The organism is Dysgonomonas sp. HDW5B (assembly GCF_011299335.1).
Lineage (GTDB): Bacteria > Bacteroidota > Bacteroidia > Bacteroidales > Dysgonomonadaceae > Dysgonomonas_A.
This window is the reverse complement of record NZ_CP049858.1, coordinates 937,254-950,979: the sequence shown is the minus strand read 5'-3', so window position 1 is coordinate 950,979 and position 13,726 is coordinate 937,254. Positions and strand designations below refer to the sequence as shown.

At 35.9% G+C, this 13,726-nt stretch carries 16 protein-coding genes; 9 read left to right on the top strand and 7 right to left on the bottom strand.

The genetic code is table 11. The features are described 5' to 3' along the window. Nucleotides 1-4: 4 nt before the first annotated feature. The 7 genes from G7051_RS03835 to G7051_RS03805 all read right to left on the bottom strand — a co-directional run bounded on the left by G7051_RS03835 (nucleotide 5) and on the right by G7051_RS03805 (nucleotide 5,053). Nucleotides 5-598: a MarC family protein gene (locus G7051_RS03835; protein ID WP_166198666.1), complete on the bottom strand. Its 594-nt coding sequence runs from the start codon at nucleotides 596-598 to the stop codon at nucleotides 5-7. 9 nt (nucleotides 599-607) lie between these two features. Then, nucleotides 608-1,051 carry a hypothetical protein gene (locus G7051_RS03830; RefSeq protein ID WP_166198664.1) on the bottom strand — a complete coding sequence of 148 codons (444 nt, stop codon included), beginning with the start codon at nucleotides 1,049-1,051 and terminating at the stop codon, nucleotides 608-610. 94 nt (nucleotides 1,052-1,145) lie between these two features. Then, nucleotides 1,146-2,099 carry a dTDP-4-dehydrorhamnose reductase gene (rfbD, locus tag G7051_RS03825; protein WP_166198662.1) on the bottom strand — a complete coding sequence of 318 codons (954 nt, stop codon included), beginning with the start codon at nucleotides 2,097-2,099 and terminating at the stop codon, nucleotides 1,146-1,148. Nucleotides 2,100-2,145: 46 nt separating this feature from the next. Next, on the bottom strand, nucleotides 2,146-2,688 hold the full coding sequence (locus tag G7051_RS03820; RefSeq protein WP_166198660.1) for a DUF4924 family protein: 543 nt from the start codon (nucleotides 2,686-2,688) through the stop codon (nucleotides 2,146-2,148). 105 nt (nucleotides 2,689-2,793) lie between these two features. Beyond that, nucleotides 2,794-3,687, bottom strand: a complete 894-nt coding sequence (locus G7051_RS03815; RefSeq protein WP_166198658.1) for a glycosyltransferase family 2 protein — start codon at nucleotides 3,685-3,687, stop codon at nucleotides 2,794-2,796. Further along, complete coding sequence (locus G7051_RS03810; RefSeq protein WP_166198656.1) at nucleotides 3,684-4,232, bottom strand: RsmD family RNA methyltransferase; 549 nt, start codon at nucleotides 4,230-4,232, stop codon at nucleotides 3,684-3,686. Before G7051_RS03810 ends, G7051_RS03815 begins: the two co-directional genes overlap by 4 nt. Then, nucleotides 4,229-5,053, bottom strand: coding sequence for a DUF3822 family protein (locus tag G7051_RS03805; RefSeq protein ID WP_166111355.1), 825 nt, complete (start codon nucleotides 5,051-5,053; stop codon nucleotides 4,229-4,231). Before G7051_RS03805 ends, G7051_RS03810 begins: the two co-directional genes overlap by 4 nt. 121 nt (nucleotides 5,054-5,174) lie before the next feature. Here G7051_RS03805 and G7051_RS03800 point away from each other — a divergent pair, with 121 nt between their 5' ends. The 9 genes from G7051_RS03800 to pdxH all read left to right on the top strand — a co-directional run bounded on the left by G7051_RS03800 (nucleotide 5,175) and on the right by pdxH (nucleotide 13,649). Further along, a complete protein-coding gene (locus G7051_RS03800; protein ID WP_166198654.1) occupies nucleotides 5,175-6,590 on the top strand; it encodes an ATP-dependent RecD-like DNA helicase in 1,416 nt (471 codons plus the stop codon). A 182-nt stretch (nucleotides 6,591-6,772) separates the two neighbouring features. Continuing rightward, nucleotides 6,773-7,321 (top strand): RNA polymerase sigma factor, encoded by a 549-nt coding sequence (locus G7051_RS03795; RefSeq protein WP_166198653.1) that lies wholly within the window; start codon nucleotides 6,773-6,775, stop codon nucleotides 7,319-7,321. Then, nucleotides 7,318-8,643, top strand: a complete 1,326-nt coding sequence (locus tag G7051_RS03790; RefSeq protein ID WP_166198651.1) for a hypothetical protein — start codon at nucleotides 7,318-7,320, stop codon at nucleotides 8,641-8,643. The genes G7051_RS03795 and G7051_RS03790 overlap by 4 nt, the downstream gene beginning before the upstream one ends. Before the next feature lie 62 nt (nucleotides 8,644-8,705). After that, complete coding sequence (locus tag G7051_RS03785; protein ID WP_166198649.1) at nucleotides 8,706-9,500, top strand: hypothetical protein; 795 nt, start codon at nucleotides 8,706-8,708, stop codon at nucleotides 9,498-9,500. A 251-nt stretch (nucleotides 9,501-9,751) separates the two neighbouring features. Then, on the top strand, nucleotides 9,752-10,207 hold the full coding sequence (gene rplM, locus G7051_RS03780) for a 50S ribosomal protein L13 (protein ID WP_166198647.1): 456 nt from the start codon (nucleotides 9,752-9,754) through the stop codon (nucleotides 10,205-10,207). Nucleotides 10,208-10,212: 5 nt separating this feature from the next. Next, the gene (gene rpsI / locus G7051_RS03775) at nucleotides 10,213-10,599 is read left to right on the top strand and encodes a 30S ribosomal protein S9 (RefSeq protein ID WP_050710317.1); all 387 of its coding nucleotides are present in this window, start codon (nucleotides 10,213-10,215) and stop codon (nucleotides 10,597-10,599) included. 193 nt (nucleotides 10,600-10,792) lie between these two features. Beyond that, nucleotides 10,793-11,635 carry a 30S ribosomal protein S2 gene (gene rpsB, locus G7051_RS03770; RefSeq protein WP_166111334.1) on the top strand — a complete coding sequence of 281 codons (843 nt, stop codon included), beginning with the start codon at nucleotides 10,793-10,795 and terminating at the stop codon, nucleotides 11,633-11,635. 195 nt (nucleotides 11,636-11,830) lie between these two features. Further along, the gene (gene tsf / locus G7051_RS03765; protein WP_166198645.1) at nucleotides 11,831-12,655 is read left to right on the top strand and encodes a translation elongation factor Ts; all 825 of its coding nucleotides are present in this window, start codon (nucleotides 11,831-11,833) and stop codon (nucleotides 12,653-12,655) included. 355 nt (nucleotides 12,656-13,010) lie between these two features. Then, nucleotides 13,011-13,649, top strand: a complete 639-nt coding sequence (gene pdxH, locus G7051_RS03760) for a pyridoxamine 5'-phosphate oxidase (RefSeq protein ID WP_166198643.1) — start codon at nucleotides 13,011-13,013, stop codon at nucleotides 13,647-13,649. Nucleotides 13,650-13,726: the final 77 nt, after the last annotated feature.

The following is a 13,726-nucleotide window of genomic DNA, read 5'->3' as shown; positions in this document are numbered from 1 at the left end:
ATATTTATTGGTGAGAGAATGACTGTAATAGAATATGCAAATTAGTAGTAAATAGTTTTACTGCAATCCCCATCAGGATGATACCGAAGAACTTACGCATCACATAAACACCTCCAACTCCTAAAAGTCGTTTGACAAATTTTAGATTTTTCAGAACCAAGAATACAATTATCATATTCAGTAGAAGTCCGATAATAATATTACTGACATGAAATTCAGCCCGCATCGATAATAATGCCGTAAATGTTCCCGGGCCTGCAATTAATGGAAACACAATAGGAACTAAAGTCGTCGAACCTGCAGGAGCATCATTTCTGAAGACCTCAATTCCAAATATCATCTCTACAGATATAATGAATATAACTAATGCTCCGGCAATTGCAAACGAAGATACATCTACATTAAATAAATGTAAGATCAATTCGCCCACAAAGAGGAATGCTGTCATTATCACAAACGAATATATGGCTGCTTGTTTAGGGTTGACATCCTCTCCATTTTGTTGAAAATTAAGGAAGATAGGAACTGACCCTAAGACGTCAATCAGTGCAAATAATACAACAAAGACACTTAGTATCTGGGTGAAATTTATATCCATGATTATGGTTTATTTTGTTTCTATTCTAATTATCCCATGTAAAGCACTTGTTCCATAAAGAACAGTAGGGCTATCATTTTTAGATAATATTGTTATTGTTTTTGCTTGACTATATTTCAGTTCGTTTATGTCTTTCAAAAAAGATATCCGATTATCAATATAGATTATTGGAAATTCCGAATCATCAGTGTTTTCATTTATTCCTAGCTCTTCTCTCATTCTTTTTTCAATATAAATATACAGAGATGATTTGATGATGCTATCAGGCAATAGCTGATCTTGTCTTATTTTCGCAGAACTAGGGTATAGTCCCGATCTCGTTTTTTTTACCGATTCTTGTAGAGAGTAACTAGTCTTCACGGAATCTTTACTATTGGTTGGAGTTTCGATTACCTTTTTACAGTTTCCAATAAGAGGAATTAAAGTCATGAAGAATATAACAGTGCATTTCATTTGGCATCAATTGAGTTTAATAAAACGATAATGCAATATTACAAAAAAGGCTGCACTACTAGTACAACCTTTGCATTTATTTGTGAAGATAACTTTACTTGTTAAGTTCGTCTACACAAACCTTCAAACTATCTTCCCATTGAGGGATTTCTAATTCGAAAGTCGCTTTTATCTTATTTTTATCTAAAACGCTATAATTCGGACGACTTGCTCTCGTTGGGTATTGGTCAGTAGTAATAGGACTCACTTTACAAGTTGTGATGCCGGCAAATTTGTGAATGGCTACAGTAAAATCATACCACGAGGTAACTCCTTCGTTCGTATAATGATAAATACCCGCTTTGAAGTGATTGTATGATTCGCTATGGTCTAATATTTTCACGATTGCTTTAGCTAAATCGGCAGCATTTGTAGGACTGCCTGTCTGATCGGCAACGACATTCAGAGCGTCTCTTTCTTTACCCAGTTTAATCATCGTTTTCACGAAATTGTTTCCATAAATAGAATACAACCATGCTGTGCGGATAACGATAGAATCGGGGCATACTTCGAGTAAAGCAGCTTCACCTTCTTGTTTGGATTTTCCATATACCGATTTAGGATTTACCGGATCGGTTTCCAGATAAGGTCGGTTTCCTGTACCGTCAAATACATAATCGGTAGAAGTATGAATTACTTTAGCTTCATTGTTGGTTGCTGCTATTCCCAGATTACGAGTAGCCTCTTTGTTTATTTTATAACATAGTTCAATATCATCTTCGGCTTTATCTACAGCTGTGTATGCGGCACAGTTTACAATGTATTTGATATTATTATCTTTTACAAATTGTTCAACAGCTTGCAGGTTGGTGATGTCTAATTCGGCAACGTCGGTAAAGATAAAATTCAAATTAGCCTCATGATCGGCTGTTGCACGCCTAAGTTCACTTCCTAGTTGACCGTTAGCACCAGTTACCAGTACGTTCTTGGGAACTAATTGAAAAACGAATATATTTTTTGCTGATTTGTCTTCATCATCAGCTTGTTTATTTCCTGAGAAAAATGCCATTATCGTTAGTTTTTATTGTTATTTGATATCTTTTGGTAGAGATAACTTATATCTCCAACTTACCTTCTTTATCTAAATGATATCTGTTAGATAGCATCCTAAGCAAAGAGCTTATCTGAGATATTGCAGCCTGTGTTTCACCTGAAATTTCCTTTTGTTGCAATCTTAATAATAAGAATCCGTATAACGCGGCAAAGCAAGTTTCGAGTTCAGGAGTACTTTTATCCTCTGATTTAGATCTCAGCTCTACAATAAATGGCAGAGTCTTATAGTAACTGGCAATATACTCGGGTTCTTTAGGCGACTTAAGCAATCTCAAATGAAGATCGGTAAGGTCGATTATAATATTTTGATTGATCTGAAGATGTCCGCTTTCTGTCTTACTTTCGAGTTTCATCATCTCGATTAAGCCTTCGTACCAATCTCTGATTTCATTCTTTATATCATCTGGTTGCTCAAACTTGTCTATAATATTCTCTTGAATAGATTCGATATCAAGTTTATGTGCCCTTATTATATCTTCAACTTGCCACATATATAGCAAATATTCTGCAATATTTTCGTTTTTCTTTTGTTTGGCTATCAGCATTCTCTTTACTTTAAATAATATAAGGTCTCAGATCAATTTATTGTCCATTCAAGTATAACAACGATTGATGGTTATTGCTTAAAATACGACATTAAATACCTTCTGCTACTTAGAATAATTACAAAGATAACCGAGTTTATACAGATCGAGAATAAATAAACTGGGTTTCTTTCCTAAAAGATTCTTAATGAAACGATTTTTCATCAATCTAAATAGTATAGAAATGATATAAGTGAGTTTCAATTTGTCAATCAGATTCTTTGTTTGAAGCAGTTTCACCGTGTTTGACAAATCGGAATTGTTACTTGTTTTGGATTGTTGTAATGAATATAAGTTTTGAATAGATATTCGGGTTCTTTCAAGAAACTCCTCATTGGATATCAGTCCTGTATGGATTAGAGGATTGTCAACTTGGGTAATATGGTACCCCTGTTCTATTATTGTTGAGTGGAACATCACATCTTCATACCCATATTCTTGTAGATCCTCGTTGAATGGATGAAGCAATAATACCCTCTTATCTATCATGAAATTGAACGTAGAAAAGAATTTATCAGAGTCTTGTTGGCGTTCTTTTATCGAGATAGCCTCTCTCTCTACACCGTAAAGCCATCGCAAATAATATTCCGGACTATAACAAGGCAAATATTTGCAACCTCCATAACAGATAACTCCGGGTGACCGCAATCGGAGATAGGTTGAGATGAAATGAGGAGAACACAACAGTGCATCATTATCTATAAATAGAAGGTAAGGGTATGCTGCCTTGTGAGGAAATAAATTTCGAATAGCCGATCTGCTGATGTTTATCGGAAGTTCTTCGTAAGATATGTTGTCAAATTCTGCTAACTTTCGATTGATCTTTTGAAAGTGTGATCTCGAAGCGTCATCAATCAATATTATTTCATATAAACAGTCCAGAGCCTCGCATTGCAGGTATAGGTCTGTTACCAGAGTGGTAACGTCATTGTTATATATGGGAATACATATCGAAATCATTCAGCATCTTCTTCTTTTTCGAAAATAGAAAAATTGACACTGCCATACACTCTCTTTTCTTTGTAAAAAGGCGAAGACGAAAAATCATCAGATTTAGAGTGTTCCATGATAAAGGTACCTCCCGGTTTAAGTAGATTTTTCTCTATAATGAGTTTTGGAACCTCTTTATGGAAAGGCAAATCGTAAGGTGGATCTGCAAATATAAAATCAAACTGGTCTTTAGATATTTCAAGAAACTTAAAAACATCCATTTTGAAGATTCGCAGTTCCTTGGCATCAAGCAAACCCTTAGTCTTTTCGATAAATGAATAGTTAGGTGGGTATTTTTCGACACAGGTAACCTGAGGGCATCCTCTTGATACAAGTTCGAAGCTTATACTGCCTGTTCCTCCAAACAAGTCCAATGCTTTTACATCTTCCCAATCAATAGAATTACTTAGTATGTTAAATAAATTCTCCTTGGCAAAATCGGTAGTTGGTCTTGCTTTAAAGTTCTTAGGAAGGTCTAATCTACGACCTTTATATCGTCCGCTAACAATTCTCATAGGGTTGCTAATATTAATAAATCAAGAGGGGCTTTTCTGCTGTCTGTTCCCATAAATTCAACTTCACTGGGTACTCCCACGGTTTCTATGCGTTTGATATAATCGCGAAGGAGTGGAATAACCGACTTCTCGGAACCTGCAAAGTCCTCAAGGATATAAAGGTAATCCTGATTCTGGTCAAAATTGCATTTATCCCAAATATTTAGGATAAAATATATCAGATTATGCTCATTTTCGTGTTGGAAGGTTATTGCATGCAGAAGTTGTGATGCCTCATCATAGCAAAATACATCCAAAAATTCGTTGTGAAAATTGAGGTACATTTTTGATCTCTTTTCTGTCATACGATTTTTTCCCTCGATGTATTTCATCAGTAAATTGGAATGATGAAAGAAATGGGGGTTGTATAAACTGCGCATCAAGAATTTATAGATTTCTTTATCTGCATTAAATAATGTGATATTTTGTTGAATCGGATCGGGGCTTATTAGTACCTGCTCTACCTGTTCCTGATGAGTAAAGTTGTATAAAGCTTCCTTTTTATTCTTCTCAAACAGATATTGAGGTGCAATGTCATATTCTTTCGAAACAAAAACTACATTTGTTTGTTTGAAGACCTGTGTCAGAAAATTATAATCGAATATGATGCGTTGTATATTGCTGAGCCTGTCAGACTCGTTCGAAAAAGATTTCTCCCGATAACAATAGTTACCACCCATGCGAGGTTCATGTATTGAGAACGATAAACCGTTGGGTGTTATACGGATTGTCAGGATATATTTTTCCGATTTTCCGAGATCAATATTGTCAGGTAAAAACATAATATCTTATTTAATGTTTACAAATTTAGAAAAAGAAACTTTATGTGCTATTTTTATAGCTTAATATCTCTTAGGTCAGTGCTGCAGTCGCCCCAAAGGGATGCCCCTAATCAATATATAAATGTCTTTAAATAGTTTTTTCTTAAATCAGATCAAAAAGAATTTTCAGTTCGAGCCAACTTCCGAACAGGCAGAAGCTCTGGATATGATTACCGACTTTTTGTTTTCTCGAGTATCTGATAGTATATTTCTCTTGAAAGGATATGCCGGAACGGGTAAATCCTCATTAATTGGAGCTTTGGTGAAAACTATGACCGACTTTGAGCAAAAAACAGTGCTGCTTGCACCCACAGGGCGTGCCGCAAAAGTATTTTCAAGTTACTCCAGTCATCCTGCATTTACGATCCATAAAAAGATATACAGACAAAAACGGTTTTCGGGCGAAGCTTCAGGATTTGTTCCTATGGATAATCTACACAAAGATACTTTATTTATTGTAGATGAAGCATCGATGATTAGTAATGATGGCATTGACTCTTTTAGCTTTGGAACGGGACGTGTTTTGGACGACTTGATTCATTATGTATATGGTGGTGAAAATTGCCGTTTGTTACTCATTGGAGATGAGGCTCAGTTGCCCCCCGTAATGCAAGAGTCGAGTCCGGCTTTGCAGATAGATGTTTTGAAGGGGTATGGACTTGATGTTTTGAGTAGTACAATGACGCAGATTGTGAGGCAAGCCGGAAATTCGGGGATATTATTTAATGCAACTCATATACGCAATGCGTTGCTGGAGAATACAACTGAATTGTTCCCCAAGCTGAAACTGGAAGGCTTTGATGATATACGAAAGGTTTCGGGCGAAGAATTGATTGACGAAATATCGGCAGCCTATGATCGCGATGGTATTGAGGAAACTATGATTGTATCGCGTTCCAATAAGCGAGCCAATATTTATAATGAAGGAGTACGTAACCGAATCTTATATCGTGAAGAAGAATTGTCGTCAGGAGATATGCTGATGGTCACAAAAAATAATTATTTTTGGACTGAAAATATTGAGCAGGTCGATTTTTTGGCAAATGGCGAATTACTTGAGATTTTAAGAGTTAGAAGGACACAAGAAATTTATGGTTTTCGGTTTTGCGATGTTTTGGTGAAGCATCCCGATTATGATATCGAACTGGAGATAAAGATACTTATAGATACCTTGCATTCGGAAACAACAGGGCTTTCGCAAGAAAAAAATGCAGAGTTGTTTTATAATATATTAGAGGATTATGCTGATATTACAACCAAGAATGGTAAAATGCAGAAAATGAAAGTTGACCCTTTCTATAATGCAGTTCAAGTAAAGTATGGATATGCAGTTACTTGCCATAAAGCACAAGGAGGAGAGTGGACAAATGTTTTTCTTGATATAGGGTATATTACCGAGGAACATTTAGGAATTAATTTCTACCGCTGGTTATATACTGCCTTAACTCGTGCTTCTAAACGACTTTATTTGGTAAATTTGCCAGATGAATTTCTGTAAGAGGAGGTGCTTTAAATAGTGCTTTCATGATAATAGCAGAGGGTGATAGTTTGTATTAGCTAAAGTAAGCAAATAAGTCAGAAGCCTTAATTCTTAATATTTTGTTAATTTAATAAAAATACAACAACAGGAAGCAACATTCTGGGGTTGTATTCATCTAATAATTGAACCTAAAAATCCGGATGGAAGAATTGCAGCTAATACAGGGATGCAAGAAACAAGATCGTAGGTCACAGCAAATCGTTTACGAACGATATGGGCGTGTGATGTATGGGATATGTCTTCGCTATTCGTCGGATGCCGAAACGGCTCAGGATTTATTGCATGATGGATTTATAAAGGTTTTTACACATATTGTATCTTACGAAGGAAAAGGCTCGTTTGAGGGATGGATGAAACGGATTTTTATAAATTTGGCTTTGGAAACAATTCGAAAAGATAAGATAAAGAAACAATATTCGGAAGACATTGAAAATCTTTCGGATGCAGATGAAATAAGAGATGATTCGGATGATGATATAGACAAAATATCGGAGTCGGAGTTGATGAAGATGGTACAAGAATTGCCTCAGGGGTATAGATCGGTTTTCAATTTATATGCCATAGAGGAATATTCGCATAAAGAAATTAGTGAGGCTTTGGGTATAGCCGAAGGAACATCCCGCTCACAATATATTCGAGCGAGATTGTTATTGCAAGAAAAGGTTAAAGCATATTTTAAAAAACAATGAAAGCGGATAAAGATCACATAAAGGATGTCTTTTCTTCGAAACTGAAAGGTTTTGAGGCTGACCTTCCTCCGTCATTGTGGGATAAGATTGAGGCTGACCTTCCGGTTCAGGCTCCCATAAGGCCATCTCTAAAGAAACCCGTTTACAGGATTCTGAGTTGGGCTTCTGCGGCGGCTGCCGTGATTTTTGCAGTTCTATATTTTATACCTCAGAATAGCGAGAATACTCATATAGCGAAGGTGATAGAGGATAAAACGATTGAGAGGAACCATTCTTTCGCACAGCTTAAAGTTGACGATCGGGAGGATAATTCCGATAACAAGGTAATAAAACAGGTAAAAACTCAACCGACTTTGAGTTTGTTGGCTACTACCTCTGGTCAGTTTGTTGCTAGAACCAAGACTGTCTCGTCTGCCGAAAAATTGTCAGGAAGTATATCTTCAGAGCGTGTTGCTCCTGTTGTGAATACAATAACAGAAAACAGAGTACAGGATGTGCAAGATGTTTATGTTGCTGATGCTGCAAAACAAGAAAACTTCCAGCCGAAAGATCCGGACTTTGAACGTGAATTAAAATCTAAAATTGAAGCATTTGCTGCCGCAGGGGATGAATCGAAAAATATATTAGCAGATAATCATACCCGGGTAAAATCAGAGAAGAAAGGTGATGGTTCTAAGGGTATTGCTATTGGTGTTGGTGGAGGAGGAGGTTTTTCTAAATCGAATGATGTTGCAAACACATTTCGATATGCGAATGCCGCTTTAGCTTCTGATGGAATTTATACTCTAAGAAGCCAGCAGTTCAGGTTGGAACATAATCAGCCCGTCTCTTTCGGGGTAGCTGTGAATAAGAAACTAACCAATAAGATATCTCTTGAAAGTGGTATTGTTTATACTTATGTTTCTGCCAGAATAAGAATGGACGGGCAGTCAGAGTATAATCAGAATGATCAACAATATTTTCACTACTTCGGTATTCCATTATCTGTAAATTATAAGCTTGCAGAATGGAAGAAGGCTCAATTTTACACATCGTTGGGAGGAATGATTCAGAAAGATTTCTACGGGCGAATAGAGAGTAAGAGTAGCATTGATGATCTATTAAATTCAGAACGTTCGTCGAAGCGTAACATATCTCAAAGTAGACCTCAATTTTCAGCTACGGCATTGATGGGTATCTCTTATCCGTTGTATAATAAGCTATCTGTTTATACAACCTTTGGAGGAGCTTATTATTTTCAGGCTAATAATGAATATGAAACTATATTTTCGGATCGTAAGTGGCTGTTTAACTTTAATCTGGGATTGAAGTTTGGTTTTTAAAGTCATAGATACGATGCATTAAAAATAAATAATAGAAACAATTATAAAATACTTAATTAATCATGAGAAAGACATTTTTGTATGTGTGTGCAGTGGCTATGTTAGCCGTTATTCTGCCTTCGTGTTTAGGTGATAATGAATCGACCTATCAGGGGACTAGAGAGTTTGGTGTGATAAATATCGCGGATAATGGAGTGAAATATGCAGCAGTAGGTAGTGGCTTAGGCGGAACGTATATTACTTGGGATGGTATTTCGTCGTATGCGAAAAACGATGCAGTATTATTGACTTATAAAATTAATACGAATAATATTATATCGGGTACTAATATATTAAAGGCTGAATATGCAACGGTTGCAGAAGGAGAGTCATTTCCCTATAGTGATCAGAAAGCTATTACTTCTCAAGCTGTAGATACTACAAAACAAACAAATTCAGCATTCTTTAAAACATTTAATCTGAATAAGTACTCATCAAATAATTTCTTTTCAGACAGATGGTTGTTTAGCTATACTGCAGGGTTAAAAGATGGGGAAGTTTTGACGGCTAAATTTTATTATGATGCAACTAAGCAGGTGCAAAAGAATAAAACTGCTCTACCCGAGAATGCAGCTATTGTAGATGTTATTTTGACTAAAACAGGAACGGCTGTTGGAACGACTACTAAAACTGAAGATAAAATGATCGTTGCTGATATGACTTCATTGAGAAGAGCGCTTCAGCCATCTAGTCTTGATGCTAATGTAACTAAGAGTATTTGGTTCAGAATAATGAAAGAAGATTCGAAAGTAGAGGCAGGATATACATTAACGTATATTCAAAATGCCGGATATTTATTATATTCTAAATCAGAATAATCAGGACTTATATAGCTCCGTTCTAAATAAGGGTTTGCATTAAGCAAGCCCTTATTTATTTTATATGTCTAAAATAGTGTAGTTTTTTTGATAATTCGCAGGAAATCTGTATCTTTGCGAGCCGATTATTATAAATGTGAATATAAATATTTGATATATAGCTGGTTGTTTGCTTAATAAGTGTCCTTAGTAAATAAGTAAAACCGATATTGTCAAATAAAAGTCATTAACCAAATTAAAAAATAAAGAAAGTGGATACTTTAAGTTATAAGACCATTTCTGCAAACAAAGCAACTGCTAAAAAAGAATGGGTTGTGATTGATGCATCAGGTCAAACTTTAGGCCGTTTGGCTTCAAAGGTGGCTATGCTTTTGAGAGGAAAGTACAAGCCAAGCTTTACTCCCCATGTTGATTGTGGAGATAATGTTGTTATCATTAACGCTGATAAGGTTGTTCTTACAGGTAACAAATGGACTGATCGCGTATATTTGAGATATACAGGTTATCCAGGTGGACAACGTGAAACAACTCCTCAAGTTTTGATGGGTAAAGGTGCAGATCGTTTGATGCATAAAGTAGTTAAAGGTATGTTACCTAAAAATAAATTAGGTGCTGCTTTATTGAAAAATCTTTATGTATACGGTGGAGCAGAGCACAAACATGATGCTCAACAGCCAAAAGTAATAGATATTAACACTCTTAAATAATAACAATGGAAGTAATAAATGCAATCGGAAGACGCAAAGCTGCAGTAGCACGCGTATACCTAAGCGAAGGAACTGGGAAAATTGTTATCAACAAAAGAGAACTGGCAAATTACTTTCCATCGACAATTCTTCAATATGTTGTAAACCAACCTCTAAATAAATTAGGTGTTGCTGAGAAATATGACATTAAGATTAATCTGAACGGTGGTGGGTACAAAGGTCAAGCAGAAGCTGCTCGTCTAGGTATTGCTCGTGCTCTAGTGAAGATCAATGCGGATGATAAACCTGCTCTAAGAGCTGAAGGATTTATGACTCGTGATCCACGTGTTGTTGAACGTAAAAAACCAGGACAACCTAAAGCAAGAAAGAAATTTCAATTCTCAAAACGTTAATTTGGATATGGCTTTCTCCCTCGGACATTTGCTTTTGGTTGCATAAGTTCATAGGCGAGAGTAGAAATATAGATGTAGATGATACATCGATCAAAAGTTACGTTTAGTATCTAAATTGACGGGACTTCATAAGTAGAGCTACCCGACAATTCAATTTACAGAAAAAGAAAGTAAACGCATTAAAAAAACAAAAATGGCAAAATTAGAATTTGACCAATTATTAGAAGCTGGTGTACACTTCGGACACTTAAAAAGAAAGTGGAATCCGGCGATGGCTCCTTATATTTTCATGGAGCGTAATGGCATTCACATTATCGACCTTTACAAATCGATAGCAAAAGCTGATGAAGCTGCTGCTGCGATGAAACAAATAGCAAGATCGGGTAAGAAAATTTTATTCGTTGCTACTAAAAAGCAAGCGAAAGAAGTTGTTGCTGATCTCGCACTTTCTATAAATATGCCTTACGTGATTGAGCGTTGGCCAGGAGGTATGTTGACCAACTTCCCAACTATCCGTAAAGCTGTGAAAAAAATGTCGACTATCGACAAAATGATTAAAGACGGTACATTCGATACTCTTTCTAAAAGAGAAAAACTTCAAGTAACTCGTCAACGTGCTAAACTTGAAAAGAATTTAGGTTCTATCCAAGATCTTACACGTTTACCGGCAGCTTTGTTTATCGTTGACGTATTGAAAGAAAATATTGCAGTTAAAGAAGCTCAACGTTTGGGTATTCCTGTATTTGCTATGGTAGATACAAACTCAGATCCTTCTGATATTGATTTCGTTATCCCTGCAAATGATGATGCTTCTAAATCTATTGAAGTAATTCTTTCTCACCTTTGCGATTCTATCAAAGAAGGTTTGGAAGAAAGAAAAGTAGAAAAAGCAGATAGCACTGCAGCTGAAGCACAAGAAGATGGTGCTAAAAAAGACCGCAAAAGAACTACAGCTAAAAAAGAACGTACATCTAAAGATGATGATGATGCGTTGAAAGCTGCTGTTACAAGCAAATTCGTTAAAGACGAAGAATAATAATTATACTAAAGGTTAAGAGTAAGTGCTAAGGGATAAATCTTTTGGGCTCACTCTTGACCTTTTGCTTTTTTAAGAAAAAGCAAGTATTTAATATCGTATTTGAAAGTAATAACTGTCAGTCGAGATTATGCTTGCCAAAGTAATAAAAAGGTCTTAGACCTAGAATATTAATAATCAAAAAAATATAAAGATATGGCAATTACTATGGCTGATATCCAAAACCTTCGTAAGAGAACAGGTGCGGGTATGATGGATTGTAAAAGTGCATTGACTGAAGCAGAGGGTGATATCGAAAAAGCAATCGAAGTAATCCGTAAAAAAGGACAAGCTTTTGCTGCAAAACGTGGCGATCGTGAAGCTTCGGAAGGATGTGTACTTGCTGGTACAAACAATGATTTTGCTGCAATTGTTGCAGTAAGATGTGAGACTGACTTCGTTGCAATCAACGCTGAGTTTGTTGGTATGACTACTTCTATCTTAGATGTGGCATTAGCTAACAAACCTGCAAATTTAGATGCTCTAAATAATCTTGAAATCGGAGGTCGTAAGATTTCTGATGTTGTTGTAGACCGTATGGGTATAACAGGAGAGAAAATGGAAATTGGTGCATACGAAACTATTACTGCTCCAACTGTAGTTGCTTATGTGCACCCAGGAAACAAATTGGCAACAATTGTAGGTTTCAACAAGGCAAATGTAGATGCTCAAGTAGGAAAAGATGTTGCTATGCAAATTGCAGCAATGAATCCTGTAGCATTGAAAGCTGAGCATGTATCGGAAGAAATCAAACAAAGAGAATTGAATCTTGCAAAAGAAAAAGCTCTTGAAGCAGGTAAGCCTGAAAATCTTATTGATAAAATTGCTGAAGGTGCATTGACTAAATTCTACAAAGAGTTTACTCTTCTTCAACAAGAGTTCATTAAGAACCCAAAACAAAATATTGAACAATATCTTCAATCTATAGACAAAGAGTTGACAGTTGTTGAGTTCAAACGTATTACTTTGAATGCTGAGTAATTCAGTTAAAAAGAATTGATAAAAAAGCCGTTCCAAGTTTTGGAGCGGCTTTTTATTTTTTAGCAAAAGTAAACTATGGGGGAAGCATTGTTCTTGTTCTGCATTAGTTTTTACAGATCAATCGTATTTTTTAGAAAACAGCAGATGCTGATGAGAATTGAATGTATTATCTGGGTAGGTATAACATGATAAGGTGTATATACTTTCTTGAAATAAAAGATATATATTTGAATGTTGAAAAGAATATAGAGGTTATACAAAATGTAGATAATTCGTTGAACTTATTACTCGATCATTCATTGAATGATCGAGTTGAATATGTATCGATAGTTAAAAAGAACTTAATAAAAAAGCAATGATTGATATATCAGATTTACGAAGAGATTTTACACTTAAAACTTTAGATACCCAAGATGTTTTGCCGGATCCGATTCAACAGTTTGAGATTTGGTTTAAAGAAAGCCTGGAAGCCGAGGTGTTAGAGCCCAATGCAATGAATCTGGCAACAGTAGGACTCGATTTGAAACCATCGTCAAGAGTTGTATTGTTGAAACAAATTAGAAAAGGAGGCTTTGTGTTTTTTACAAACTACGATAGCCGAAAAGCTAAGCAAATAGAAGAGAATCCAAATTGTGCATTGACTTTCATCTGGAACGAACTGGAGCGTCAGGTGAGGATCGAAGGCCGAGTTGAGAAGATACTACCGGAGGAATCCGATTCTTACTTCGAAAGACGTCCTATTGGCAGTAAATTGGGTGCATGGTCTTCTCCACAAAGCTCGATTATTCCTAGCCGCGAATATTTAGAAGGGCTAGTAGCTGATTTTGAGAAGCGATTTGCAGATGTTGATGTAAAAAGACCTGATAACTGGGGAGGTTATTTGGTAAGACCTATTCTTGTCGAATTCTGGCAAGGACGTAAAAGTCGATTACATGATAGAATTCAGTATAGTAATGTTAATGGCGGTTGGGAAATTAACAGATTAGCTCCTTAATTGTGCAATCAAATAAGAAAAGTTAAAAATATATCAGGAAAATAGCTGTCAAAGATTTGCAAATACGAGATAAATGC